Consider the following 26521-nt stretch of genomic DNA (forward strand, 5'->3'; position numbering starts at 1 on the left):
CAAATCATAGTTATATGGTCTGGGCATTTTCTCACTCCCTAGCAACACGTTTATTATATGACAACCTTAAAAAGCTTAGCTATAGAGAAAAAGACACGGATGATTGTCGCGGCCTGCGTAGGGGATAGAAGTGTAGAGACGGTAAAAAAGTTACGGAAGAGAGTACCGATTATTTTTATACTGATTGTTGGTCAGTTTATCGGAAGGTAATTCCGCAATCCCAACATGCAGCCAGTGTCAAAGGGAGTGGTAGGACGTCCTTGATTGAGCGCTTCAACAACACTCTTAGACAGCGAGTTAGTCGCTTGACTAGGAGAACTCTGTCCTTTTCTAAAAACCTAGACAACCACATTGCATTATATTCAACTTCATCCACCACTATAATGCATCATTACTTACATAGCACTACCAGAGCTGTGGTAAATCACCACAGTGAAACGGCCTGCCCGTGGGTCACCTGCCCGCCACTGGGTCCTTCAATGGAGCTGTGGTTCATCACCACAGTGAAACTCTTATTGGCATCGTTTTGTCGCTTGAGATTGAAGCCTTCAATGGAGCTGTGGTTCATCACCACAGTGAAACCACACCGCTACGCAGACTTTTGTAGTAGCGGGGCAACCTTCAATGGAGCTGTGGTTCATCACCACAGTGAAACGGAACACGGCGCTACAAAAAGCTGAACAAAAAACAACCTTCAATGGAGCTGTGGTTCATCACCACAGTGAAACCCTGGTTAGAACGCCAGGGCTATGTGCCAGAACCACCTTCAATGGAGCTGTGGTTCATCACCACAGTGAAACCCCAGTCTGCATCTTGGGGCTGCTCCACCTTAAATTCCCTTCAATGGAGCTGTGGTTCATCACCACAGTGAAACGCGGTGGTTCACTCATCAGAATCTCCCCCTTAACACCCCTTCAATGGAGCTGTGGTTCATCACCACAGTGAAACTTTTGCTTGCGGAATACCCCAAATCAACTGCTAACTCCTTCAATGGAGCTGTGGTTCATCACCACAGTGAAACGCCTGTTCAGCTTCAGGTGTGCCAGGTGGGATGTACGCCCTTCAATGGAGCTGTGGTTCATCACCACAGTGAAACTTTCGTAGTGCATCAGCGGCCCATCCGGATTGCCCCACCTTCAATGGAGCTGTGGTTCATCACCACAGTGAAACTTATGCCTGCAACTGTTCAAGTCAGTTCACTTACTGGCCTTCAATGGAGCTGTGGTTCATCACCACAGTGAAACTCTCCTGTGGGCTTAGGATAGGCCGGTCATGAACACCTTCAATGGAGCTGTGGTTCATCACCACAGTGAAACCTTTCATCGCAATGGCCCGTCAATAGGGCTGTCTGGGGTTGGTTTTCGTGAAGGTCTCCCACAAAGGGACTTTTGTTAGTACATTGTTTCCACACTTTTAAGGAGATCACAAGCTCAACTATCGAATTGTCAAGGTTCTGACAGTTTTCGTGAACCACCTAGCGTTTGAGCACCCACTGGGGTTCGCAAACGACCTACCTCCATTCTAGGCAAGGGGTTGCTCAAGCAACCGGCGTAGCCAGGAACTAGGCCCATCTTACTAGTGATTGCGCTTAGTCCTTACCACGTGCTGATTTCTGTAAAGCTAGAAAAGCACTTCTACAGAATTACAGAAATACTGGCAACCGCCAGGATGCCACCCCAACTCCCTTGCCAGCTATCTGGGCACTGGCTTATGCTGGAAGCCACAGCACAAATACAGAAATACTGAAATGATTATTTCCGTGCAAAACCAAAAGGGGGGTGTGGGCAAGACCACCCTGAGCTTGCATATCGCTTCCGTCTTGGCCACCCAAGCCAAAGTCCTGCTCATTGATGCGGACCCCCAGGGCAGCGCCCGCGACTGGGCCGCTGCTAGACAACGCCCCCACCACTTCCCCATCGTCGCCATTGACCGCCCGACGGTCCACAAGGAAGTCCCCAAACTCGCGCCCGATTACGACTACATTCTCATTGACGGGCCTCCCCGCGTCACGGACCTAGCCCGCTCCTGCATCATTGCCGCCGATGTGGTCCTTATCCCGGTGCAGCCATCCCCCTACGACGTCTGGGCCGCCCAAGACATCGTGCGGCTGGTGCAGGAAGCCACGGTCATCAAACCAAATCTGAAATCTGTATTTGTGATTAATCGTAGAATTACAAATACAGCGATTGGGCGGGACGTCAAGGAGGCCCTGGCGGGTTTTGGTTTACCGGTGCTCCAGACCAGCCTGGCGCAGCGGGTGGTCTATGCCGAAAGTGCCGCCCGGGGCGAAGTCGTGATGGAAACTGCCCCTGCCAGCCCAGCCAGTCAAGAAGTCTATGCTCTCGTTCAGGAGTTGCTTGCCTATGCCTGCGAAAAAGGTGCCGTTGACGCCTAAGCCCCACCCCCGTGTAGAAGCGTTTGTCAGCGGGGGGTCGCCACGCCCTGTGAAGATGAAGCGCCTGACATTGGACATTCCGGAAGAGTTGCACCGTGCCATCAAGTTGCGTGCCGTCCAGCAGGGGGTCGCGATGGCGGACATGTTGCGGGCGGTTTTGCAAGAACTGTACGGCCAAGCGTCACACGAGTGATGGGCTTGTCTGTAAGTCTGTGATAGGATAGTACGTAGACTATCTGTCATCCTGCAAAGAGCGGTAGCTGACAGCCGCATTGAAGGGATGACAGCTCCATTGAAGCTTTTGCAATTAGGTGGCCAGTAGTACATTTGCATCAATTTCCGTGCTTGGATAGCACGGCTCCACTGTAGACAGCTCTGTCTCTTTAACACACCTACAGGCATCTTTCATGTCCAATCGGAACTTTCAGGATTTGTTCTGCCAGGCAACTGGCTACGCGGCGCCTTTTGATTACCAAGTCCAGTTTGCCCAAGCCGAGACACTCCCAACGCTGATTGAGGTACCCACTGGGCTAGGGAAACTGGCAACGGTGGTGTTGGGTTGGCTATGGCGACGGCGATACGCTCCAGACGCCATCCGCCAGCAGACACCGCGGCGTCTTGCTTACTGTTTACCCACCCGTACCCTGGTTGAACAGGCCCATGAACAAATTCAGGAATGGTTGGCCAACTTGGCGCTTGAGTCAGATGTCGGTCTGTACTTGCTCATGGGGGGTGCCGTTGCGCAAAACTGGGATGGCCAACCTGAGAAAGACCTCATCCTGGTCGGCACTCAGGAGCAACTGGTCAGCCGCGCCTTGAATCGGGGCTATGCCATGAGTCGTTACCGCTGGCCCATTCAATACGCGCAGCTCAACAACGATGTTCTCTGGGTCATGGACGAAACGCAATTGATGGGCATTACCGTGGCCACGACCGCCCAACTCCAGGGGTTTCGGGAGCAATTCGGCACCTATGGTCCGACCCACTCCATCTGGATGTCAGCAACCCTAGCTCCTTCGTTGCTCAATACCCCAGATTTTCAACCAAACCTTCAGGCACCTCATGCCGTTTTGCGATTGACTGACCAAGACCTGCAATCACGGCTTGTCCAGCAACGACTCCGAGCGGTCAAAACACTCCAGCAGCTGAATCTGACGCTGCCAAAACAGACGAAGCAAGCAGAGCGAGAAGCGGCCTATGTGCGAGCACTGGCTCAAGCAGTTTGGTCCCGCCACGAACCTGGGACATTGACGTTGGTCATCTGTAATCGTGTCCGCAGGGCGCAAGGGGTGTACCAGCACTTAGCGGCAATGGCGGCCAAAACGCCAGGGTGGTCAGAAAAGCTAGCGTTGGTCCATTCGCGGTTTCGGTTTTATGAGCGTCAGCAACAGGTGCAGACGATTCGCGCCTTCCGGACGGGTCAAGCCACGGGCCTGCTGGTCACAACGCAAGCAGTCGAAGCGGGTGTGGACTTGTCTGCCAAGCACCTGATTACCGAGTTGGCCCCTTGGTTTGCAATGGTGCAGCGGTTTGGGCGCTGCAACCGCAAAGGTGAGTTTAATGAAGCCTATGTGTACTGGGTGGAACCACCCGATGCGTTGCCGTACACCGCTGAAGAACTGGACAGGGCGCGGGGCTATCTCCAGCAACTGTCGGATGTGAGCCTGCAACGCTTGATGCATCTAGGCCCGTTGGGGGAGCCGCTAGAGATACCGGATGGATTGATCCCCCGCCGGAAAGACATTTTGGATCTCTTCGACACCTCGGCGGACCTGGCCGGGCATGATATTGACATCTCTCGGTTGATTCGCGATACCGACAATCTGGATGTCTACGTTGCCTGGCGCGATTGGCAGGGTGATAAGCCGGATCAGGATCTGGCTTTGCAAAGAGACGAATTGTGTCCTGTACGGCTTGCAGTGCTGCGTGACTTTCTAGAGACTGTGAAAGAGAAAGGAAAGGCCTGGATCTGGAAGGGGGAGTGGACTGTCGTCGAGTCGCTCTATCCAGGGCAACAACTGTTACTGCACTGCAACCTAGGAGGCTACGACTCACAACTCGGCTTTACTGGCCATGCCAAGCATAAACCAAAACCGGTACCGGTCAGCCATCACATCCCGATGGATGCAGATAACCGTGACATCCTGAGCTTCACAGGCAGGTGGGAATCGCTGCCAGACCACGCGTTGCAGACTGCCAACCAGGCACGACAGCTCTGCCAGGTGCTGGGCTACAGCAATCTCCCGGTGGAGGCGGTGGTGCGCGCTGCACAATGGCATGATGCAGGCAAGGCACACCCCGTCTTCCAAGCCATGCTCTGTCGGGACGAACCCACGCGGCAAAATAACGGTCTGTGGGCCAAAGCCCCACCGCAAGCGCAACCCTACGATTGGCCTCCAGAACGCCAGGGCTTCCGCCATGAACTGGTCAGCGCACTCATGGCTCTGCAACAAGGACAACCCTTCCTCATCGCTTACTTGGTTGCTTGTCATCATGGAAAGGTGCGTCTTGTGATTCAGCCACGGCCCCAGGAGAGCGCACCGGTACCGATGTTTGCTCTAGGTGTCCATGAGGGCGACCAAACACCCGCCGTGGACCTCGGTTCGGGACTCCAGATTCCGCCGCTGACCTTATCTCTGGAGGTCATGCAGCTGGGGCCAGGGTCTTGGGTGGAGCAAGCGCGGGGTTTACTCGACACCTATGGACCCTTCCGTTTGGCCTTTCTGGAGATGCTGGTCCGCCTGGCGGACTGGCGGGCATCCGCCTTACCAGTGGTTGAGCAACTCGAGTAATGGCAATGAAACAGTTGTGTCTTCCAGGTTGTCAGCCACAGCCGTTAGCTAGCTATCTCAAAGCACTTGGGGTCTTTCGCATCCTAGTCGAGCAAAAAGACCCTGAAGCCCGCTGCGGGTGGCATGCCGATGGGTTTTACTTGGTCACCCAGCTCGATGAACGCGCCTTCATCGATTTTTTCCTGAACGAGTACCAACCGAGTCCCATCGTGGCGCCCTGGAATGGCAGCACCGGCTTTTTCCCGAAAGACCAGCAAAAGCAAAAAGAGCTGCTAGAGACATTCCAGCAGAGTCAGGCGGCGCGATTTGCACCGTATCGTCAGGCAATTACAGTCGGGCGGCAGGTCGTCGCGCAGCTAGGGCTTGAGAGACAGCCAAAGGAGAAGCAGAAAAAGCGTCTGTTGACCTGCTTGCGGAACCAGCTGCCTGATGCGGCGCTGGTGTGGCTGGATACCTGTGTCGTGATTGGCGATGCGCTGTTGTTTGCCCCTTTGACAGGCTCTGGTGGCAACGACGGGAATCTGGAATTCAGCCGCTCTTTCATGCAGCGGTTGCAGGAACTGTTCGACATCCAGACGGGCCAACCGAGAAAGAACTCGGACATGCAGCTCCGAGCGGCCTTGTTTGGGGACGTCCAGCCAAAAATCCTGACCAAAGAAAGCATCGGTCAGTTCAGTCCCTTCGCGGCAGGCGGGGCCAACGCTCGCCCTGGCTTTATGGCCGAAAGCCGAGTGAATCCTTGGGAGTATGTGTTGGCCATCGAAGGCACGGCCTGGTTTCAGCCGAGCCTGACACGCCGGTATGAACAGACAGGCACCGGCGAGTTGTCCTATCCCTTCATGGTGCGCCCTGCTGCCGTTGGCTATGGAACGGCCAGTCCTGAAGAAAAAGCGAGAGCCGAACTGTGGGTACCTGTATGGAAACAGCCGGTCAGCTGGCCGGATCTGCAGGCCTTTTTCCGGGAAGGACGAGCCAAAGTCGGCCCACGCAGCGCCCAAGACGGCGTTGACTTTGCCCGTGCCATCTCCCGCCTGGGGGTGCAGCGGCGAGTCGCCGCCTTTGTCCGGTATGGTTTTCTGGAACGCAATGGCCGGTCTTATTTTGCAGTGCCGCTCGGGACGTTTGTCCCCAAGCAAGACCCCCAAGTGGACCTGCTGGCGGATATTGACGGCTGGTTAGTGGACTTGAAGCATAGGCTCCGGCATGCCAAGCAGCCACCAGCGGCGGTCATGGCGGCCTACCGCCAGCTGGAGAGTGCGCTTGTGGAGCTGGCCAGTGGCAAGGCCACCCTGGAAGAGGTCTTGGTCGCTTTGGGTCAGATGGAGCTGGTGCTCAGCCGGTCGTCCCGCTTTAGTCAGGAGTCTGGTTTGCGCCCCATGCCCCTGATTCGGCGCCCAGAATGGTTCAAGGCCATCCAACAAATGGCCTCCCCGGACGATGTGGAGTGGCACTTGGCTTTGGCTTTGGCGGCCCGCCCCAAGATGCGCCAGCGATTGAGTCTCGTCCGGTGGGTTCCGCCCGAGCAGCACCGCCGTGGCTACTGGACCTGGGGCGAAGGGGACGACGGCATTACCACCTGGCAAAGCCCATCGTTGAGCCTGAACCTGCTACGCCTGCTCCAACGCGAAGAAATTGAACGCCGGCAGCAAGAAACACAAAAAACGCTAGACACACGCGAGTCTGTGTCTCTGACGGACCCACCCCTGGCTGCTTGCCTCGACCATGTCGCGATGTGGATTCAGGGCCAGGTGGACGAAGTCCGGCTCGAAAGGCTTCTGAGAGGCCTGTGCCTACTGCGGCTTCCAGACCATCCTGTACTAGACCGCAGGCCAGACCCAGATGAACAACCCCCCACACTCCCACCAGCCTACGGGTTACTCGTCAATGTCTATGCCCGCCAGGTCGTGCTCGACCCCCAACCCCCTAACCAGGAACCCACTGTCATTGAAATACCGGCTGTCCCCAATTTGCTCTGGCGACTGGCCGCTGGGGATGGCTTGACGGCGACGCAACTAGCCTGCAGTCGCCTGCAGGCCAGTGGTGTCCCCCTAGGCATTCAGGAAGGCTTCTACCTACCACCCGAGCAGTCGCTACGGCTTGGCGCTGCGCTGGCCTTCCCACTGACCCGTCACCAAAGACAACAGCTTCTCAAGCCGTTTTTGCAGGCAACAGATACGCAGGAGAAATGAACAATCTTCCTCCAATGGAGCTGTGGTTCATCACCACAGTGAAACCCCATCCCCAAAGAACCAGTAAGGGTGGCCTATACCGGCCTTCAATGGAGCTGTGGTTCATCACCACAGTGAAACTGTTTCCCAATCCACCAATTCGGTCTGGGTGGTTGGCCTTCAATGGAGCTGTGGTTCATCACCACAGTGAAACTATCCATCTCCAGCTAGACCTTCACCGGCCTAATCTTTCCCTTCAATGGAGCTGTGGTTCATCACCACAGTGAAACCTGGCAGCTTCAGCATCGGGCTTCAGGACATAATCCCTTCAATGGAGCTGTGGTTCATCACCACAGTGAAACCAAGGAAGCGCTGCAGATGCTGCGCGAAGAAGGGCTGCCTTCAATGGAGCTGTGGTTCATCACCACAGTGAAACCTGCAATCTTGCTGGTGACTACCGGCACCCGCTCCCAAGTCCTTCAATGGAGCTGTGGTTCATCACCACAGTGAAACGTGTAGCTGTTTTGCCAGCCGCCCACCCTATGCCATTCCTTCAATGGAGCTGTGGTTCATCACCACAGTGAAACCCCTGCTGGATTCCTAGCGCAACTGTTTTGGGGGGAGCTTCAATGGAGCTGTGGTTCATCACCACAGTGAAACAAGCTATATGTTAACCTGTCAGGTGAAAATGTTTGACTAAGCTTCAATGGAGCTGTGGTTCATCACCACAGTGAAACATAAGCCACCGTTCATCACGCCAATTCCCCAATTAGAGCTTCAATGGAGCTGTGGTTCATCACCACAGTGAAACTTTGCAAGGGTTGATGCTTTTGTTGATGAAGAATTGCTTCAATGGAGCTGTGGTTCATCACCACAGTGAAACTCCTGAAATCCCACAGTGTCCAAATAGCAAAACTTTAAGCTTCAATGGAGCTGTGGTTCATCACCACAGTGAAACCCTTTCATCGCAATGGCCCGTCCATAGGGCTGTCTGGGGTTGGTTTTCGTGAAGGTCTCCCACAAAGGGACTTTTGTTAGTACATTGTTTCCACGCTTTTAAGGAGATCACAAGCGCAACTATCGGATTGTCAAGGTTCTGGCGGTTTTCGTGAACCACCTGGCGTTTGAGCACCCACTCAGGTTCACGAAATCATTCTACCGGTTGGAACAAGCCCAAGCCAAAGTGGCTTGCGTATCCCAGTGCCAACGGGCCGGTGATGGGCTCTGGAAACGTGACTTGCACCCAGTAAGCCCGTGTACCGGCATGGGCCCCCTGACCCTGGGTACGCTGCCGCCGAAAGGCATACCATGGGTAGGGGGGATATGCCCAAGTTTTTTGGCTACAAATCTGAATCTGCTCCGCCCACGACCAGCCCGGGGGTTCTGTAAATCGGAGCCATCCATCCCTGCGTAAGTGGTCAATCTGCGTCACAACCTGGTGCGCAAGACTGTCTTGGTCTAAGCCAGTGCGTGGGTCTTTCTTGGGATGTTTGCGTGAGTGTCGCGATGGCACCCAGGGCGTCACCGTGCGCCAGGTTCTGGCTTGCATCAGCAGGGACGAAACACCTGGAATGGCCTGGTGAACGTTACAGGTGTAGTCCTTGACAAATCCAAGCTGAACCAAAAGCAGTTGGAGCTTGCCTTCACGAGTTTCCGCACTCCAGATTTGACGCAACCGGCGCAGGGCCGCTAACGCTTCTTTATCAAAGCCCTTGGCGGCGTAGACCAGCACATGGTCAATGAACCCATCTTGGTCAGCGTCTTCCGGAAAGAACCAAGAATGCACGTGGCCTTGCAGCGGCGTCCCGGTGGCGGGGTCACGGCCAGCAAACAGCCAGTGACCCTTACTAAGACTCATCAGCGCCTGGCGGCAGCGTTCCCCAACCGACAGGGCATCGGACAACTTGGGCAATACGCTCCCGACCAGCACAAAGCGAGCAAACGCCGGTGCGTCCTGGAATGGAGAACTGCGAACAGCCCGCGAAGATGAACGTGGCCTTGATGCTATCTCGTACCGTACCCAGCGCGTGCCTGGGATGCCAGACCAGCGGTCGTCGTGAAGCTTGGCCACATCCAGCTCCAGCGCTGCCAGCACATCGGTGGGAAAGTGCTTTCTAGCCTTGGCAAAGGCGGCTGGGGGCTGCGGGGCGAGTAGCTCAATGGATGACCAAACCGAGACGTCCACGCCATCCGATGACAGCGGTTTGGCCACCTTAGCAACTTGCCCTGTAAACATCTCACGGTTGTCGTCTAAAACAGTGACGTCCACCCAGGATTCGGCACGGCCTAAGTAACTCAGGTGGCGACACAACTGCTCCAGTAGCTGCCTTTGGGCAAGTGGTAGCTGCACCTGTGGCCAAGTTACCCAAAGAGTCGCGTCGGCACTAAAGGCCACAAAGGTATCCAGTACCAAGGTCGTTGTATCTTCGCCCTCCTTGCGGATAGGCATGTAGTGGCGGGTGTGGCCGAGCGTTGTCTCTGGCAACCCATAATGGGGTAAATGCTCACTCAGGCGATTCACCAGCGCTAACAGGTCAGACCGTGGCGGTGGCTGCGGGAGTCGGTACGCCGCCGCGACGAGCGCCCGTAACAGCCGCCAGGGCGATGGGGGCCAGTCAGGGATGCCTTCGTTCACCTGCTGTTGCCAAGCGGTCGCGTGGTACCGGCCTGTGAGAAAGCGGATTTTCAGCGTGAGTGCCATCGCTTAAGCCTCTTGCAGCTCTAACTGTTCCTGCTGTTTCTGGTCCTTCTCCAGCTTGGTTTTTTTCGGCACATAGGTAACCACCGTCACTGGCGGGTCAGCAAAGTAGGGCTTTGCCTGCTCAATCAGCGCGGGCACCATCTTTTCAAGCTCTTGGAGCGTCGGGAGCGACCAGCCAGCAGGTTGGGTGACCCGCAGCTCCACCAGCTCCAAGTCACAGGCGGTGCGCAGGCGCAGGCCCCGCTCCAGAAACCGATGGATTTTCCAGAGCGCCATGGCTATCAGTAAATCGGGCAGGGGTTCTGCCAACGCATAGTCTCGGATTTGCAGCAGGTCGAGATTGAAGTAGGCCGTGATCCGCTCAGCGACGTATTCCGTACGGTGATAAGGGATATGGCCGCCTCCTTCTTTGGCTTCTGCCTGGGGATCGATGAGATCTTTTTTGACCCCACCCAACAGCACCCGCTCCACTCCCTTGGCTTCGATAAATCCCGACAGGGCACGTGGGAGTTTGTAGCGGCCTCCAGCAATCTCTTTTTTAGCCAGGAACACCCCGTGCAGTAGGCAGTTGAGGTCATATTTGGCCAGCACCTGAGCAAAGCGCTGAAAACTCAAGGGTTTGCCAGGGGCAACCTTTAAGTCTTTCAAAAGTTGCTCGTAGAACGACTTATCTTCGCTTTCCAGGATGTAGTTAGAGTTGAGCCGGTGAGCTTCGAGCAAGGAATTGGTTAAAAATTCACCGTCTGCGCTGCGGACTTCCACATAGGGAATCCCCTGGAAAAGTGCCACCACGTTTTGGTGTTTTTCATCCCAAAGGGTGGCCTCCAGGCGGTTAGCGACGCTCTGGTGGGATTCGACGATGAGCATGGGTGTTTTGTCGGGCAAGCGATATTCTGCAGCTCCCAAATCCGGGAAACCAGTCGGCTGGAAGCGGGCTCCTTGTTGGGGCCGGAGTTCTGCCTCTATCAATAACCGAGAGGCGGAGTTGAGCTTTTCGAATTTGACGAACATGCAAACACCTCCTTTAGAAATCAGCGGTTCCTGTAGCTGGCTGTGCTGCTGCAGGGCACACAGCATTCAAGCGGCAAAACTGGCATTCAGCCATACTCGGGCTTGGTGCTGGCGGTTCTTTGGCGGTGATGACTGCTGTCAGTCGGCGCATGTTCTGTTTCCAGCTATCGTTGATGCGTTCGGGGGGAATCTCAATACTGTTGATAATCGCCATTTTCTGTGGGTCCACATAAACCAGGCGTCCTCTAGGGATAGTGGTCAACTGATGCAAGCCAACGCACGGCGCAGCGGCCATATAAATCTCTAGTTGGGCTTGATGTTTTGGGAGAGCGGAACCGGTCTTAACTTCCACAACTAAGGATTCGCTAGTGCTACTTGCCAGAGCCACGATGTCCGGCTGTCCCGAGATAGTCAGACCATTTTGGGTGGTGAGCCAGAACTTGTTGTTTTCTTGAGTGAAGACGCGGTAGCCCTGGGCTTGCAAGTTTGCAGCCACCCATGCGACCGCGCGGTCATGCTGTGTGGTATCGAACACCGAACCATTGGGCGGGAGCTGGCGGCGACCGTAGGTGTGCAGAGCCAACAAGCACTGGGCTTCACGAGCGAGATAGGCCGCGAGCCAGTTGGGATGGGCGTAGGGACGCTGTCGGGGCGGCAAGTTGTTTATTACGATTTGTTTTGGTTGCATTTTTGTATTCACTTAATTGCAAATAACACATCTATGATTCTGTGCTAGCCTACAGGCGACTGTCACCAACAACAGGTCGGGCAAGTGTCTAGTAAAGATACCAACTGCGCAGATGTCTAGGAAAAGGCTTTTTTGCGTATAGAAGCGTTTACTAGACATCGCTGGGAACTAAGCTGGCAAGAACCATCCGTCATCGCAGGAGCTGCTCATTGCTCCGTTTTGGTCGCGGAGACCGCCAGCTGCTGTTCATAAGCCAGCCGCAGGGGATGCTTTCGCCCGGTTTGCCTATCGGCATCCCTACCCGACGGCACTGGTGGGGGCCGTCAAGAGCCTGGCTCAGGCGTGGGTCGAGCAGAACTATCCAGCAGGAGAGCCGGTGCGTGGCTGGGAGTGCCAAATGGCCTTGGAGTTCCTGGCGGAAATCCGGCGCGGCATCTAACCGCCGGGTGACCACCAGATGGCCTGGTGAGTGTAGGTCTGCTGTCGGCTAGTGGGTCCCGGCAAGTGGTGGGTAGCAGATTCCTGGCGGACCGGGCCTAGTGGGTGGCCAACAGGTAGGTAACTTCCCGGCGGCTGGTGGCCACCAGGTTGTAAGTATTTTGTACTGCAGCCGGCAAGCCTTTTTATGCGTCAACATTTATGTTACTCCTAACCATCCCTACCCCTCCCCACGGCTTGATGCCAGCCTAAGTGTTTTGTGTGTACCTTCTGCTGGCTGCAGAAAAAAATTTTTGCATGGGTCTCTTTTTTTTCGGTTAGGAGATCTGATTCTTCTGGGGTAGATTTTTGTGGCTGGTGGGGCCATTTTGTGGGCGTTGCCAGCGCTGGGGGATGGTTAACTTTAGCTGACCATGTAGTCAAACAAAATGCCATACAAAAGCAGTACAATCAGGTGGCTTCTCGCACGCTCCTAGAGTCAGACCTGGCCTGCGTTAAGCCTAAAGTGTTCACTGGGATACAATACCACTTAGGTTGGCCGAAAAATGGGCACACTAAGCCTGTAGGGGGGCCTAGTCATTTTTCAAAAGCTCGTCCAGTTCTGCTTGGAGTGCGGCGATCCTGCGGGTGTACAGGGCACGCATCCGCTCCTGATTGGCCAGGGGGAGGTTGGTCGGGATGGTGGCCAAGGCCTGCTCATAGTTGGCGATATGCTGGCGTAGTTCTTCAGCCCGCTGGGCCTTGTCCTGGGCGATGGTGGTGGCCACGGCCTGGGCGTGGGCGACCTGTTGCTGGCGGGCCTGCTCGGCGGCTTGGTAGCGCGTTAGCCATTGCCGCATCTCCTCAAAAAAGGTGGCGTTGTAGTGGGAAAAGCGCTGGACGCAGGCGCTCACATACGCCCCGATGACCTGGACAGGCTTTCTGAGCTGCTCCCGCTGCTGCGCGTACCACCGGCAAAATTGCGCGATGACGGGCGATTTTCGGGCTTGCCGCCACCAGCTTTGCAACGACAGCCGGGCGTAGTTGGGGTCAGCGTAGTCTTGTAGCTGGGCGAATACCTGTTCCAGGCCAGCAATGAGCTGCTCCAGCGTCGGCGGCGGCAACAGGTCAGCGGCGGCCCCATTGGGCAATGCGCCTCGCCACGGAATCTCCAGGCTCGCCGTGACCCCCGGGACTTCCAGAAGGTTGGACAGGCGGTGTCTTGTGCCGGGCTTAAACCGCGGGTGGCGGCGCACCAGGCCCAAGGCTTCCAACCGGGCGACCAAGGCGACCACCCACACCCGCGAAATGCCTAGTCGCGCGGCGAGATACCGATAGCTGGCAATGCAGCCGTGCAGGCGCCCAAACGAGAGCTGAACTATAGCTAAGCACACAATGTTTGGCATGAGCTACAACTGGAGACCTTGACGCTTCTGCCTTGTCCGCTGTCCAAACACGCCAACTTAAATGTTTTCTGCTATAGGAGAACTCTGTCCTTTTCTAAAAACCTAGAAAATCACATCGGCATTATATTCAACTTCATCCACCACTATAATGCATCATTACTTACATAGCACTACCTGTACTCCGAGTTACTCAGATCTTTGGGCGTGATGGTGCCACTGATAGTTGTAGAGACTTGCTTGAAGTCAACTTGATGGACTTTAGAAAGATCAGCGGTTTGTTAGGCCTGAGCCGTCATCGGAACCAAAGTCGTCAAGGCCAACATCCATGACTAACTCCTTAGGCATGTGAGGTTGAGTGATTGAGACGCTGGATGCAAGGGCTGTGTTCTTCTAGATTGGGGGACGAATATGATGGGAATCTCTCAGCTTTTGTGATCCAGATTACCTATACAGCTAAGCTGCTTTAGTTTGTCGGTGAAAGACGGAGTCTCGCTCTAGGACTTCAGGGATGCTTGTAACGGCCTATGGATGGCTACCTGCGAAATCCTTTCCTAAATCCCTAAGGCTGTTTGCCCAGATGACCCAGCTACAATGGGAGCATTAACACTTAAGGGAGCGGTCAGCGATGGGACTGGAGTTGCATAACTTTTATTGGGAAGAAGAACGGCTGGTGCAGGTGGAAACCCAACCCCATCACCTGGCGGGTTTGCTGGCCAATATCCGGGAAACGCTGGCAAACTCCGATGCCGACTGGGAAGATGTGTACTCGGCCTACTACGAATGCCCCGAAGACGGCACCGTGACATTTTACGAGGCGGAAAGCGCCGAAGCAGGCCAGCCAGGGATTTGGACGTATGTGGTGTACCCTTGTGCGGCTGGCGAAGAAACGGTCATCACTCAGGCGGACATTGATACCTATCAACCCGTACTGGCGCTGCGGGAACTGGCGGCCCAGGCATGAGGGAGTTCGGCAACGCAGACTGTTCACGGCCCGATACCAGCCAGGCCAGTTTCATCGCTCCCAATGCCACCGTGATTGGCGACGTGCGCATCGGGCCAGAGGTGAATATTTGGTATCAGGCAGTGGTGCGGGGCGATTGCAGTCCAGTGATTCTAGGCCGGGGCACCAATATCCAAGATGGCTGCATACTGCACGGCGACCCTGGTGAACCAACAGTCTTGGGAGAATGGGTGACAGTGGGACACCGGGCCATCATCCACAGCGCTGAGATTGGCGATGGAACGATGGTGGGGATGGGAGCCATCGTGCTCAACGGAGTTCGTATCGGCAAGGGGTGCATCCTGGGAGCCGGTGCCGTGGTCACCAAATCTATTCCCGATTACTCCCTGGCGATTGGCATCCCCGCCAAAGTGATTCGGGAAGTGACGCCCCAGGAAGCCGCTGATTTAATCACCCACGCCCAGCATTACGTGGCGCTGGCCCGTCAACACGCGCGTCAGGTCTTGGAAGGAGACGGCTCGCCAAAGATGGGACTCAGGTAGGCCACCAACACCCCGATGGCAAAACCCGCCACGTTGCGAAACACCGGCAACCAATCGCTGGTGCGACTGACCACCGGCCCAATTCCAAAGGAGATAAACAGCATCCCCCACAGGGGTGAAAAGATCAGCACCCATTGCCAGGCAATGACTTGGCCAGGACGCCGGGGTTGGGCTGCAAACCCACAAATGACGCCCCCTACCAGCGACGTGATGAGCGTCAGCAACCACTGCTCGCGGGGTAAACCGGGCACCACCCGACAACCTCCATCTTTGAGCAAACAGGCTTCAATCACTCGCAACGATTGGATAATTGCCTGGTCTTCCCCGTGGTCGCGCACATAGAACATATTCCCAAACCGGGCCTGTAGCTCGATCCAGAATAGGCGCGGCAGCTTGGCATAGACCGCATCCCCCACGTTGAAGCTCAAGAGATTGCCCCCGCGCGGGTCGGCCACCAGCAACACACTGCGGTCATCTAATCCCCAAAATTCCTTCACTGCTCGGCCAGGCGTCCGGTCGTACTGGGTCACCACCCGCAACTTCCAGCCGTGTTCCCGCTCGAAGTCTTCTAGCTCCTTGGCCAGGGCGGCACGCTGGAGGTTCGTGAGGGAATGATTCAGGTCAATGATCGGGGTCGGGTGGTCCGGCAACAAATCGGGATTGTCGTAGGCCAGCGCTGGACCGGCCACCATCCCCCATCCCACCATCACTATCGTTAAAAAGCTCCAAACCCAGTACCACCGTCGTCCCATAGCACCCTACACTCCGCTTGTCGAAACCTGATGTAACACGTTTGCTACAAAATTTACATTCTGTAACTTGTCTTCTCATTTTAGGGGGGTGGGAGCGGGCGCGTCAAACGGCGGGGGGACCTGGGTTCGCTAAACTGATCAGGGAGTGGATGAGCAACGGTGGCGTGGAGATTACGTTCTTAGGGACCAGTTCCGGGGTGCCGACCCGCAGTCGCAATGTCTCCAGTGTGGCCCTGAAGTTGCCACAGCGGGCGGAGATTTGGTTGTTTGACTGTGGCGAGGGCACCCAGCACCAGTTGTTGCGGAGTGAGTTGCGTATCAGTCAAATCCGCCGGATTTTCATTACCCACATGCATGGGGACCACATTTTTGGGCTGATGGGTCTGCTGGCCAGTTGTGGGCTAGCGGGGGATAACCACGCGGTGGATGTGTACGGGCCGCCGGATTTGCAGGGCTATATCAAAGCATGCTTGCGCTATAGCCAAATGCGGTTTGGGTTTCCGGTGCGGGTGCATCCCGTAGCGCCAGGAGTGGTGTATGAGGAAGAGGAGTTCCGGGTCATTTGCGCGCCGTTGAAGCATCGGGTGCCGGCTTTTGGCTACCGGGTGGCGGAACGGGACCGGCCTGGAGAGTTCAACGTGGCCAAAGCGCAGCAGTTGGGGATTCCGCCAGGGCCGGTGTATGGCCAACTCAAGCGGGGGGAAAGGGTGACGCTTCCCGATGGCCGGGTGTTGGATGGGCGCGAGTTCTGTGGGCCGCCGCAACCGGGTCGCCATTTTGTCTATTGCACTGATACGATTTACTGCGACGAGGCGGTGGAACTGGCGCGGGGGGCGGACGTGCTGGTGCATGAGGCCACGTTTTCCCACCTGGATGCGGCGTTGGCCTTTGAACGGTTGCACTCGACTTCGACGATGGCGGCGCAGGTAGCCCTGGCGGCGGGCGTCAAGCAACTCATCTTGACCCATTTCAGTCCCCGTTACGCGCCGGGCAACCCCATTCAACTAGCGGATCTGCTGGCGGAAGCGCAAGCGATTTTCCCCAACACCGTGCTGGCCCAAGACTTTTGGACCTATGCAATTCCCCGCACGCGAGTACCGGCAACCACAGCAACGGGAGGGGCCTAGGGATGCGACAGCCAGTGCGACCAAAAGGATGGGTGGCTTGGGGATTGATTGCTGTGGCGACGCTGTACCTGGTGCTGATGGTGGCGTTGCCCCTGGCGAATGTGTTTTACCAGGCGTTTCGCGAGGGCTGGTCAGCCTACGTGCAGGGGTTGACGACGCCGGAGGCGCTCCATGCGATCAGACTCACGCTGCTGGTGGTGGGGATTGCGGTGCCCTTGAACACGGTGTTCGGGCTGGTGGCAGCCTGGGTGCTAGCGCGGTATCCCTTGCCGGGGAAGGGGCTGGTGCTGACGTTGCTGGATGCGCCCCTGGCCATCTCGCCGGTGATTGTAGGGCTGATGTTTATCCTGCTCTATAGCCCAACGGTGGGAATATTCCGTCACTGGGTCGAGGCGCTTAAACTGTCTATTGTGTTTGCGCCGCCGGGGTTGGTGCTCACGACCATGTTTGTGACCTTGCCATTTGTGGTGCGGGAGGTATTGCCGGTGTTGGAGAGCACAGGCCGTGAGGAAGAAGAAGCTGCCCAAACCTTGGGGGCGAACGGCTGGCAAATTTTCTGGCGGGTGACGTTGCCCCAGATTCGCTGGGCGCTGTTGTACGGAGTGATTCTGACGACGGCGCGGGCGCTTGGGGAATACGGCGCGGCGGCAGTGATTTCCGGCAAGGTGATCAATCTGACCAACACCCTGACGCTGCACATCGAGCGCATGTACACGGAATACCAGACGGTGGCCGCGTTTGCGGGGGCGTCGCTGTTGACGGTGATTGCGCTGGTGACGGTGGCGGGGCAGGCGCTGGTGGGACAAACAGACCGCCGGTAAACGGGCTACACTATTGCCCATAGCGCGGGAAACGGGGATGCGCATCGGGGTACCCAAGGAAATCAAAGACCAAGAGTTTCGGGTGGGCCTGAGTCCGGCAAGCGTGGCGACGCTAGTGGCCCACGGGCATACGGTGGTGGTGGAAACCCAGGCGGGTCAGGGGGCAGGCTTTAGCGATGAGGACTATAAGCAGGCGGGGGCGTTGCTGGTGCCGGATGCGGCGACGGCTTGGGCGCAGGAGTTGGTGGTCAAGGTGAAAGAACCCTTGCCGGTGGAATACGACTTTCTGCGACCGGATTTGCTGCTGTTTACCTACCTGCATCTGGCGGCCCAGCCGGGGTTAACGAAAGCTCTGCTGCGGGCAGGCACAACGGCCATTGCCTACGAGATGGTGGAACTGGAGGATGGGCGCTTGCCCCTGTTGCACCCCATGAGTGTGATTGCCGGGCGGTTGGCGGTGCAGTTCGGCAGTCACTTTCTCCAGCGACCAGCAGGAGGACGGGGGGTGCTCCTTGGCGGTGTGCCAGGGGTCAAACCTGCCCACGTGGTGATCCTAGGCGGCGGCGTGGTGGGTACGGAAGCGGCGCGGATGGCGATTGGACTGGGCGCGCAGGTGACCATCATTGAGTTAAACCTGGACCGGCTCCACGCCCTAGGGGATTTGTTCGGGTTCCGGGTGCAGCTTTTGTACAGCAACAGCACCCACATCGCCGAGATGGTGCCGACGGCAGATTTACTCATCGGGGCAGTGCTGGTGCCAGGCAAACGCACACCCACGCTGGTGTCGGAGGAACTGGTGCAGCAGATGAAACCGGGCAGTGTGATTGTGGACGTGGCGGTGGACCAGGGGGGCTGCGTGGCGACGTCTCGGCCGACTACTCACACGCAACCGGTCTATACGCGCTACGGGGTGCTGCACTATGGGGTGCCGAACATGCCCGGCGCAGTGCCCTGGACGGCGACCCAAGCCCTGAACCAAAGTTTGTTGCCCTACCTGCTGGAGTTGGCCGACCGGGGATATGACGCGCTCAAGCCGGGAACGCCCCTAGGCCGGGGGGTCAACACGATGGGCGGGCGCTTGGTGCATCCCGCGCTGCAGGATTTGGTGCTTTAGAATGGGGGTGGCAGTCCAGTGCCTTCCCCGCATGCGCTACGTTTGGCAATGTTTTCGACAGCCGGTGCCGTCGGCGTTGACCTTGAATCGGCAGGAAGCCTTGACCGCGCTGGCGACCGCGATGATAGCCATTGACGATGAGTTGTCGCCTTTAGAGATGACGGCGTTGCGCACCCAGTTAACGGCTTTGGGGATTGACGTGGATGCTCAATTGCTGGCCCAAGTGCAGAAATGGTTGCAGTCAGTGGACCCTTTGGAGTTGTTTTGGGCGGGGGTACGGGCAATTGACCCAGCCGACCGGGAAACTGCCGTGAAATTAGTGGCGAAATTAGCCCTGGCTGATGGCGTTGCCCTGGTGGAGGAAAACGATCTGGTGGCGGTCTTGGGGGAAACCTTTGGGATGAATCACGCTCAGATTCGCGCCCTAGTGCAGCAGGCCACCCACCCATGACAGGGCAACACTGGCCGGTGGTGCTGGCGACCACAGGCGCTTCGGGACAGATTTATGCCCTGCGCGCGCTGAAGTATCTCCTCCAGGCCGAATACATCGTGGAACTGGTGCTCTCCCAGGGGGCCTACCGCGTCTGGAGCGACGAAATGGGGGTCAAAATCCCGGCGGTGCCCCAGCAGGAAATGTTTTGGCGGGAACAGGTAGGGGTGCCCACAGCGGGGAAATTGATTTGCCATCACTGGCGCGACATCGGGGCGGGGATTGCCAGCGGCTCTTACCGCACCCAGGGGATGGTGGTCATGCCCTGTAGTATGGGGACGGTAGCGAAACTGGCGGCGGGCTTGAGCGGCGATTTGATTGAGCGGGCGGCGGATGTGCATCTCAAGGAGGGACGGCGCTTGGTGTTAGTGCCCCGTGAAACGCCCTTGAGTCTCATTCACTTGCGCAATCTCACCACCTTGGCGGAGGCGGGCGCCCGCATTGTCCCGGCCATTCCGGCTTGGTATCATCAGCCCCAGTCCATCCTGGATCTGGTGGATTTTGTCGTGGCGCGGGCGTTGGACCAGTTAGGGATTGATTGTGTGCCATGGCAACGCTGGTCATGAAGTGGGTGCTGGTGCTGCTGGGAGCGGCCTGGGTGGCGCTGGTCATCCAAAACTGGCAACCCTTTGTGCCCCTGGTGCTGTTTGGACAACCAGTGCTGACCGTACCGCTGGGATTGGCTTTTGGGTTCACTTGTCTGATGGGGTGGGTGACGGCCTGGGGATTGGATTGGTGGTTAGGGAAACCGCGCCGCAAACCCGAACCTGAACCCATTGTCTTGGAACCGGATTACGTGGAGTACCCCCGTAAGTCGCCGCCCCCCGCCGATGAGGATGAGTGGGACTTCACGGAGGATTGGAATTGATGGACGCTAGTGACAGATGGGAATGGCCGTTGGTTCGCTCTGACCAATGAAAGTGGCTTGGCTATAGAATGAGCACAGTCTGCCAGGGCTTGGGAGCAATGTCTGTTCGCACCGAATCGCTGTACGAATGCGACTATTACCAGTGGTTGACGGAGACAGTGAACTGTTTGAAGGCAAGAGACTTCACCAACCTTGACCTGAAAAACTTGATTGAGGAGATAGAGGAGTTGGGACGGCGTGAGAAATACGCGATAGCGAGTTACTTGATGCGTCTGTGTGAACACTTGTTAAAGCTCCAATACTGGGAAACCGAGCGGCAACGTTGCTACAGGGGTTGGCTGGTCGAAGTTCGCAACTTCCGTAAAGAGATTAAGCGCCGTTTACAGGCCAGTCCTAGTCTCAAACCGTGGATACAAGACATCTACGTTGAGGAATATCGAAATGGGAGGCAATTATTTCTAGACGGGAGCGGTTTGGCCAGTGACGCGATTCCTGAAACACCCCCTTTTACCTTGGCGCAAGCACTGGATGAAAACTGGTTGCCAGCTGATTTAACTGGGGTCGGTTAATGGGTCTGTGTCGGTGGGTGAAGACTGCTGCCAAAAGGCCAATTTTTCGGGAAAGTCACCCGCAACAATCGCCTGGCGTAACCCAGCCGTAAACCGCATGAGTTCGGTGATGTTGTGAATCGAAAGCAGGGTGTAGGCTAGCAGTTCCCGGGCGCGAAATAAATGACTCAAGTAAGCGCGGCTGAAGTGTTGACAGGTGTAGCAGGGACATGTCGGGTCTAACGGTCGTTCATCCCGTTGAAACGCGCGATTTTTCAGATTCCAGCGTTCCCCCTGCACCAAAACCGCGCCATGCCGAGCCAACCGCGTGGGAATCACACAGTCGAATAAATCCACCCCGGCGGCAATCGCAATCGCCATTTCCCGGTACGTGCCCACGCCCATCAGATAACGCGGCCGGTCTGCTGGTAACTGGGGCGCGACTGCCTGCACAATTTGATGCATCTGTGCTACCGGCTCGCCCACGCTGACACCGCCAATGGCATACCCCGGTAAGTCGTATTCCGTGGTGTACTGCAAAGACAACTGCCGCAAGTCCGGATAGATACCCCCTTGGACGATGCCAAACAAGGCCTGGTCTGCCCGTTGATGCGCCCGTACACATCGCCCTAGCCATTTATAAGTGCGTTCCACCGCCTGCTTCACGTCGTCGTAGCGAGCGGGATAGGGAGGACACTCGTCAAACGCCATGATCACATCGGCTCCCAGCGCGTTTTGAATCGCGATGGATTTTTCCGGTGTGAGGTAAATCAGATCACCGTTGCGGGGGGAGCGAAACCAAACGCCGTCGTCGCTGATTTGACGCAGGGAACTGAGACTAAAGACCTGGAACCCCCCGGAATCGGTCAAGATAGGCCCGGGCCACTGCATAAACCGGTGTAACCCGCCGCAATGAGCAACGATGTCTTCCCCTGGTTGCAAATGCAGGTGGTAGGTGTTGCTGAGAATCATCTGGGCGCCGGTGCGGGCCAACTGGTCGGGTGCAACACCCTTAACGGTAGCTAGGGTTCCCACCGGCATAAACGTGGGCGTCAACACAACGCCATGCGGTGTACAAAACCTGCCAGCGCGAGCATGGGTGTGGGAACACGCCCGCTCAATCTCAAACGCAAATCCACTCACCGGCTAGTTGCCCCCGAACTCTGCTAAATTTTTAACAAGATTTAACGTTTTTGCGGCCCATCTGGTTGCCCTTATGACATCCCATATTCGCAACGTTGCTATTATCGCCCACGTGGACCACGGCAAGACGACCCTGGTGGATGCGCTGTTGAAACAGGCAGGGGCGTTTCGTCAGGGGGAAGAGGTGCCAACCTGTGTGCTGGACTGGAATGAACTAGAGCGGGAGCGGGGCATTACCATCCTGGCCAAAAACACGGCTGTCCGTTACAAGGACTATCTCATCAACATTGTGGATACGCCGGGGCACGCCGATTTTGGGGGCGAGGTGGAGCGGGTGCTGGGCATGGTGGAGGGCTGTCTGCTCATCGTGGATGTGAACGAAGGGCCGATGCCCCAAACACGATTCGTATTGCGCAAGGCGCTGGAGAAGGGGTTACGCCCGATTGTGGTGCTCAACAAGGTGGACCGGTTGCAGGGCGACCCATTTGTGGCGCTGAATAAGGTGCTGGACTTGTTTCTGGAATTGGGGGCGGACGACGACCAGTGCGAGTTCCCTTACCTGTTTGCGTCGGGAATGGCCGGGCATGCCCGCTGGCGCTGGGAGGATGAACCGGTGGATATGCAACCCCTGTTTGAAGCGTTGATTCGCTATGTGCCGCCGCCGGCGGGGGATGAAAACAAGCCCTTGCAGTTGCAGGTGACGACCCTGGATTACTCCGACTACTTGGGCCGCATTGTGATTGGCAAGATTCACAATGGGCGGATTACCACAGGGCAAACGGCGGCGCTGGTTACTGCCGACGGCACCATCATTCGCGGCAAGGTCACCAAGCTCTTTGGGTTTGAAGGGTTAAAGCGGGTGGAGTTGACATCGGCTGGCGCAGGGAACATTGTGGCGGTGGCGGGGTTTAACGAGGCGAATATTGGCGAAACGATCACCTGCCCCGATAACCCCCTGGCGTTGCCCCTGATTAAGGTGGACGAACCGACGCTGCAAATGACCTTTTCGGTGAACGATTCCCCCTTTGCTGGTCAAGAAGGGAAATTTGTCACGTCCCGGCAATTGCGGGAGCGCCTGTTCCGGGAGTTGGAGACCAATGTGGCGCTGCGGGTGGAAGAAACGGAAGACCCAGACCGGTTCCTAGTTTCGGGGCGGGGGGAGCTGCACCTGGGGATTTTGATTGAAACCATGCGCCGGGAAGGGTACGAGTTCCAGGTGTCCCAACCCCAGGTGATTTACCGCCAGATCGACGGCCAGCCCTGCGAACCCTACGAGTACCTGGTGCTGGATGTGCCCGATGAGGCGGTTGGCAGTTGCATCGAAGCCTTGGGACCGCGGCGGGGCGAGATGCAGGATATGCAGGTGGGGGGCCATGGCCGCACCCAGTTGGAATTCATTATTCCGGCGCGGGGGTTGGTGGGCTTTCGCAGCGAGTTCATGCGCTTGACCCGGGGCGAGGGCATCATGAGCCATAGTTTCCTGGACTACCGTCCCTTGGCCGGACCTATCGAAACCCGCCGCAATGGCGTGTTGATTGCCATCGAAGAGGGAGAAGCCACCTTCTACGCCCTGAAAAACGCCGAAGACCGGGGGGTGTTTTTCATCAAGCCGGGCACGCGGGTCTATAAGGGCATGATTGTCGGGGAGCACAACCGGCCCCAGGACTTGGAACTGAATGTGTGCAAAACCAAGCACCTGACCAACATGCGCTCGGCGGGCGCGGAGGAGTTGACCCCGTTGCAACCGCCGGTGGAGATGAATCTAGAGCGAGCGCTGGAGTATATCGGCCCTGATGAACTGGTGGAAGTAACGCCGAAGTCGGTGCGCCTGCGCAAGTTGAACCAAAAACTGGCCCGCCGTTAACCTGCTCGCCCCAGGACAAACAGATTGCCTTTGTCGCCCCGGCTGATCCGCAGGTCCATGTCTAGGTAAGTAATATCCAACCAGCCCTGGGAACGACTGCTGTCCAAGGAAATCCGCAACAGGGGCAATGACTCGTCCTGCTCCAGGCGGCTCAGCCAGCGGGTGGGGTTCTGCTGGTAATCGACCAACTGTTGCACCCCTAACAGGCTCTGTTCAAAGTAAATGGCGATGCGACTGGGGTTCAACACTTCAAACCGAGCTTTGACAGCCAGCAGACCATCGAGCAGCCCTGGCAGCCCTTGCGCTTCGGCAACGTTGTACACCCGGTTGCGGTCCGCCTGGATGACCTGGTAAATCTGGCCCAAGGTCACCAGCGGCAAGCGCCCCAAAAACAGGACATCGGTACTGGTGGTGTACAGCAGTTGCCAGCAACCGCTCAGGAGTTCGGGGGATTGCACCGGGTTGGGGGTGGGGTTTTGGGCTTCCAACCGGCGCACCAGTTGGTCAATCTCCGCCTGCACCTGGGGCGTTACCAGTAATCCCCGGTTGGTGGTGGCCACCGCTTGTAAAAGCCTGAGTTTCTCTTGCATGGTGCGTTTCCCCAACCCGCCACCGCTATTAGAGCAGGTTTCGCCGGTGCGCACAAGCCGGAAACTACTCTACTCAGCGACCTGGCATGTGCCCCCTGCAGCCGTAATTTTCTCCTGAGCCGACGCGCTAAAGGCCGCCGCTACCACCGTAATGGGCCGGTTAATCTCCCCATCCCCCAGTACTTTCAACGGCCCCTGGGGTTGTTTAATCCAACCGGCGGCTTGGAGCGCTTCTAAGGTGATGGGTTGCGGTCCATCCCAGGCTGCTAACCGGCTCACGTTGATCACCGTATAACGCTTGGCGTTGACCGACCGAAAACCGTGCAGCTTCGGAATCCGGCGGTAGAGCGGGTTTTGGCCCCCTTCAAAGCCAGGACGGATACGCTCACCGGAGCGGGCCTTTTGCCCGCGCATCCCCAACCCGCAACTGCCCCCCTGTCCGGCGCTAATCCCGCGACCAACACGGCGACGTCGGCGATGTGAACCAGGTTGGGGATGAAGTTCATGGAGTTTCATGGCGCTCACCTAACCTAGCCGTACAACTGTTCCATAGGAATCCCGCGCTCTTTCGCAACCTGGGAAAAGGTGCGGAGATTCGCTAACGCGGCAATGGCCGCCCGAGCGTTATTCAAGGGATTGCTCGACCCCAACTGCTTGGCCAGCACGTTTTTGACGCCCGCCAGTTCCAACACCGTCCGCACCGCGCCCCCGGCGATCACTCCTGTCCCTGGCGCAGCCGGTCGCATGAGCACCGTCGCGGCTCCCGCACTGGCCTGGGTGGGATGGGGAATCGAGTTGGAGCGGGTCAAGGGCACCGTGATCAGATGCTTTTTGCCGTCGGCTGCCCCTTTGCGCACCGCGCTACTGACATCATTGGCCTTGCCCACTCCAACACCGACTTGGCCCCGTTCATTGCCCACCACCACAATTGCCCGGAAGCTGAGCTTTTTACCCCCCTTGACCACCTTGGTCACCCGGCGGGTTTGCACGACCCGTTCCTGCCATTCCGGTTCTTTCTCTTGGGTGCGGGCGGCTTTACTGCGACGTTCCTTAGCCATAGCTCACCACTCCTTAACTAGAACTCCAATCCCGCTGCACGGGCGGCTTCGGCCAGGGCTTTGACCCGACCGTGGTACAGGAACCCCCCTCGGTCGAACACCACCTTGCGGATGCCTTTTGCCAGCGCCCGTTCCGCAATCAACTGCCCCACGCGGGTCGAAGCGGCACAGGTCGCGCCATTGTTGTTGAGTTCCTGGCGCAGTTCGGGTTCCACTGACGCAGCGGCGGCCAGGGTGTGGTGCCGGGTGTCGTCAATGACCTGGGCATAAATGTGCCGGTGTGAGCGGAAAACCGCTAGACGCGGTCGTTCGGGCGTTCCAAACACTCGCTTGCGGATGCGGCGGTGACGCCGCTGGATGGCCTCAATGCGACTGAGTTTCATGGCTGCTCCTACTTCTTCTTACCACCGGTTTTCCCTTCCTTGCGACGCACAACTTCGCCCAGATAGCGAATGCCTTTGCCCTTGTAGGGTTCCGGCGGGCGGACAAACCGAATCTGGGCAGCGACATTGCCCACCAGTTCCTTGTCAATCCCCCGCACAGCCACAATGGTGCCTTGGTTCACCGGCTTGCCGCTGGCGTCTTCCACACTGAGCGTAATCCCCGGCGGCGGGGCGATTTCCACCGGGTGGCTGTAGCCCACGTTTAGGACCAACTTCGAGCCGGACATCTGCGCCCGGTAGCCGACCCCCTGAATCTCCAGCTTGCGCTCGAAGGCGTTGGTCACTCCCTCCACCATATTCGCCACCAGCGTGCGACACAGGCCGTGCAGTTGACGGTTGCGCCGGGAATCATCAGCGCGGCTGACCACCAGCATATTGTCCTGCTGTTGCACGGATACCCCACTGGGCAATTCCCGCTCCAGTTCACCTTTGGGGCCTTTGACTTTGACCCGCTGGCCGTCGAGCGTCACCGTCACCTTGGCCGGTAAAGGAATCGGTCGTTTACCAATCCGGGACATGGCTGCTCCTACCAGATGTAACACAACACTTCCCCACCGACACCGTTTTTGCGGGCTTCCCGGTCGGTCATGATGCCCCGCGACGTCGAGAGCACGGCAATGCC

At 57.2% G+C, this 26521-nt stretch carries 27 protein-coding genes, 1 pseudogene and 2 CRISPR repeat arrays; of the genes and pseudogenes, 16 read left to right on the forward strand and 12 right to left on the reverse strand.

Annotated elements, in window-relative coordinates:
• Positions 1–402 precede the first annotated feature (402 nt).
• Positions 403–1316: a CRISPR direct-repeat array (repeat unit 37 nt; unit sequence CCTTCAATGGAGCTGTGGTTCATCACCACAGTGAAAC).
• A 431-nt stretch (positions 1317–1747) separates the two neighbouring features.
• The 4 genes from NZ705_10035 to csx17 all read left to right on the forward strand — a co-directional run bounded on the left by NZ705_10035 (position 1748) and on the right by csx17 (position 7376).
• The gene (locus NZ705_10035) at positions 1748–2395 is read left to right on the forward strand and encodes an AAA family ATPase (protein MCS7293289.1); all 648 of its coding nucleotides are present in this window, start codon (positions 1748–1750) and stop codon (positions 2393–2395) included.
• Entirely contained in the window at positions 2364–2588 is a 225-nt protein-coding gene (locus NZ705_10040) for a BrnA antitoxin family protein (protein MCS7293290.1), read from the forward strand. Before NZ705_10035 ends, NZ705_10040 begins: the two co-directional genes overlap by 32 nt.
• 214 nt (positions 2589–2802) lie before the next feature.
• Positions 2803–5187, forward strand: a complete 2385-nt coding sequence (cas3, locus tag NZ705_10045) for a CRISPR-associated helicase Cas3' (GenBank protein MCS7293291.1) — start codon at positions 2803–2805, stop codon at positions 5185–5187.
• A 5-nt stretch (positions 5188–5192) separates the two neighbouring features.
• Positions 5193–7376 carry a type I-U CRISPR-associated protein Csx17 gene (gene csx17, locus NZ705_10050; protein MCS7293292.1) on the forward strand — a complete coding sequence of 728 codons (2184 nt, stop codon included), beginning with the start codon at positions 5193–5195 and terminating at the stop codon, positions 7374–7376.
• Positions 7377–7385: 9 nt separating this feature from the next.
• Positions 7386–8313: direct repeats of the CRISPR family, unit length 36 nt; unit sequence CTTCAATGGAGCTGTGGTTCATCACCACAGTGAAAC.
• A 192-nt stretch (positions 8314–8505) separates the two neighbouring features.
• Here the strand turns inward: csx17 and csb2 are convergent.
• The 3 genes from csb2 to NZ705_10065 are packed head-to-tail and all read right to left on the reverse strand — an operon-like array spanning position 8506 to position 11755.
• Complete coding sequence (csb2, locus tag NZ705_10055) at positions 8506–10056, reverse strand: type I-U CRISPR-associated protein Csb2 (protein MCS7293293.1); 1551 nt, start codon at positions 10054–10056, stop codon at positions 8506–8508.
• A 3-nt stretch (positions 10057–10059) separates the two neighbouring features.
• A complete protein-coding gene (gene cas7u / locus NZ705_10060) occupies positions 10060–11067 on the reverse strand; it encodes a type I-U CRISPR-associated RAMP protein Csb1/Cas7u (GenBank protein ID MCS7293294.1) in 1008 nt (335 codons plus the stop codon).
• Positions 11068–11080: 13 nt separating this feature from the next.
• Positions 11081–11755, reverse strand: a complete 675-nt coding sequence (locus NZ705_10065; protein MCS7293295.1) for a PD-(D/E)XK nuclease family protein — start codon at positions 11753–11755, stop codon at positions 11081–11083.
• Between the two features lie 313 nt (positions 11756–12068).
• Between NZ705_10065 and NZ705_10070 the strand changes: the two genes are divergently transcribed.
• Complete coding sequence (locus NZ705_10070; protein MCS7293296.1) at positions 12069–12194, forward strand: hypothetical protein; 126 nt, start codon at positions 12069–12071, stop codon at positions 12192–12194.
• A 571-nt stretch (positions 12195–12765) separates the two neighbouring features.
• Here the strand turns inward: NZ705_10070 and NZ705_10075 are convergent.
• Positions 12766–13578, reverse strand: a complete 813-nt coding sequence (locus tag NZ705_10075) for a hypothetical protein (protein MCS7293297.1) — start codon at positions 13576–13578, stop codon at positions 12766–12768.
• Between the two features lie 75 nt (positions 13579–13653).
• Here NZ705_10075 and NZ705_10080 point away from each other — a divergent pair.
• The 3 genes and pseudogenes from NZ705_10080 (at position 13654) to NZ705_10090 (ending at position 15081) form a co-directional block, all read left to right on the forward strand.
• A pseudogene (locus NZ705_10080) lies at positions 13654–13746 on the forward strand (IS1 family transposase).
• A gap of 457 nt (positions 13747–14203) precedes the next feature.
• Entirely contained in the window at positions 14204–14539 is a 336-nt protein-coding gene (locus NZ705_10085; GenBank protein MCS7293298.1) for a hypothetical protein, read from the forward strand.
• Entirely contained in the window at positions 14536–15081 is a 546-nt protein-coding gene (locus tag NZ705_10090) for a gamma carbonic anhydrase family protein (GenBank protein MCS7293299.1), read from the forward strand. Before NZ705_10085 ends, NZ705_10090 begins: the two co-directional genes overlap by 4 nt.
• On the opposite strand, the gene NZ705_10095 is transcribed toward NZ705_10090, so the two are convergent.
• Entirely contained in the window at positions 15036–15833 is a 798-nt protein-coding gene (locus NZ705_10095; protein MCS7293300.1) for a TPM domain-containing protein, read from the reverse strand. The two genes, NZ705_10090 and NZ705_10095, sit on opposite strands and share 46 nt — an antisense overlap.
• Before the next feature lie 164 nt (positions 15834–15997).
• Here NZ705_10095 and rnz point away from each other — a divergent pair, with 164 nt between their 5' ends.
• From rnz to NZ705_10130, 7 genes are all read left to right on the forward strand, one after another.
• Positions 15998–16960 carry a ribonuclease Z gene (gene rnz / locus NZ705_10100; protein MCS7293301.1) on the forward strand — a complete coding sequence of 321 codons (963 nt, stop codon included), beginning with the start codon at positions 15998–16000 and terminating at the stop codon, positions 16958–16960.
• Between the two features lie 2 nt (positions 16961–16962).
• Positions 16963–17781, forward strand: a complete 819-nt coding sequence (cysW, locus tag NZ705_10105; protein MCS7293302.1) for a sulfate ABC transporter permease subunit CysW — start codon at positions 16963–16965, stop codon at positions 17779–17781.
• Positions 17782–17794: 13 nt separating this feature from the next.
• On the forward strand, positions 17795–18895 hold the full coding sequence (gene ald, locus NZ705_10110; protein MCS7293303.1) for an alanine dehydrogenase: 1101 nt from the start codon (positions 17795–17797) through the stop codon (positions 18893–18895).
• A gap of 31 nt (positions 18896–18926) precedes the next feature.
• Positions 18927–19346 (forward strand): TerB family tellurite resistance protein, encoded by a 420-nt coding sequence (locus NZ705_10115; GenBank protein ID MCS7293304.1) that lies wholly within the window; start codon positions 18927–18929, stop codon positions 19344–19346.
• On the forward strand, positions 19343–19951 hold the full coding sequence (locus NZ705_10120; protein MCS7293305.1) for a UbiX family flavin prenyltransferase: 609 nt from the start codon (positions 19343–19345) through the stop codon (positions 19949–19951). The genes NZ705_10115 and NZ705_10120 overlap by 4 nt, the downstream gene beginning before the upstream one ends.
• Positions 19933–20253, forward strand: a complete 321-nt coding sequence (locus NZ705_10125; protein ID MCS7293306.1) for a hypothetical protein — start codon at positions 19933–19935, stop codon at positions 20251–20253. The genes NZ705_10120 and NZ705_10125 overlap by 19 nt, the downstream gene beginning before the upstream one ends.
• 98 nt (positions 20254–20351) lie before the next feature.
• On the forward strand, positions 20352–20822 hold the full coding sequence (locus tag NZ705_10130) for a DUF29 domain-containing protein (GenBank protein ID MCS7293307.1): 471 nt from the start codon (positions 20352–20354) through the stop codon (positions 20820–20822).
• Here the strand turns inward: NZ705_10130 and tgt are convergent.
• Positions 20805–21944: a tRNA guanosine(34) transglycosylase Tgt gene (gene tgt, locus NZ705_10135; protein MCS7293308.1), complete on the reverse strand. Its 1140-nt coding sequence runs from the start codon at positions 21942–21944 to the stop codon at positions 20805–20807. The two genes, NZ705_10130 and tgt, sit on opposite strands and share 18 nt — an antisense overlap.
• Before the next feature lie 73 nt (positions 21945–22017).
• On the opposite strand from tgt, the gene typA reads away from it, so the two are divergent.
• Positions 22018–23808, forward strand: coding sequence for a translational GTPase TypA (gene typA, locus NZ705_10140; GenBank protein MCS7293309.1), 1791 nt, complete (start codon positions 22018–22020; stop codon positions 23806–23808).
• Here the strand turns inward: typA and NZ705_10145 are convergent.
• From NZ705_10145 to rpsH, 6 genes are all read right to left on the reverse strand, one after another.
• Positions 23805–24398, reverse strand: coding sequence for a PAP/fibrillin family protein (locus NZ705_10145; GenBank protein MCS7293310.1), 594 nt, complete (start codon positions 24396–24398; stop codon positions 23805–23807). The two genes, typA and NZ705_10145, sit on opposite strands and share 4 nt — an antisense overlap.
• Positions 24399–24467: 69 nt before the next feature.
• A complete protein-coding gene (rplO, locus tag NZ705_10150) occupies positions 24468–24914 on the reverse strand; it encodes a 50S ribosomal protein L15 (GenBank protein MCS7293311.1) in 447 nt (148 codons plus the stop codon).
• A gap of 14 nt (positions 24915–24928) precedes the next feature.
• Positions 24929–25456 carry a 30S ribosomal protein S5 gene (rpsE, locus tag NZ705_10155; protein MCS7293312.1) on the reverse strand — a complete coding sequence of 176 codons (528 nt, stop codon included), beginning with the start codon at positions 25454–25456 and terminating at the stop codon, positions 24929–24931.
• A 17-nt stretch (positions 25457–25473) separates the two neighbouring features.
• Positions 25474–25839: a 50S ribosomal protein L18 gene (gene rplR / locus NZ705_10160; protein ID MCS7293313.1), complete on the reverse strand. Its 366-nt coding sequence runs from the start codon at positions 25837–25839 to the stop codon at positions 25474–25476.
• Between the two features lie 8 nt (positions 25840–25847).
• Positions 25848–26417, reverse strand: coding sequence for a 50S ribosomal protein L6 (gene rplF, locus NZ705_10165; protein MCS7293314.1), 570 nt, complete (start codon positions 26415–26417; stop codon positions 25848–25850).
• A gap of 8 nt (positions 26418–26425) precedes the next feature.
• On the reverse strand, positions 26426–26521 hold a 96-nt coding region (rpsH, locus tag NZ705_10170; protein ID MCS7293315.1), incomplete at its 5' end, for a 30S ribosomal protein S8.

This window comes from Gloeomargarita sp. SKYB120 (genome assembly GCA_025062155.1).
GTDB lineage: Bacteria > Cyanobacteriota > Cyanobacteriia > Gloeomargaritales > Gloeomargaritaceae > Gloeomargarita.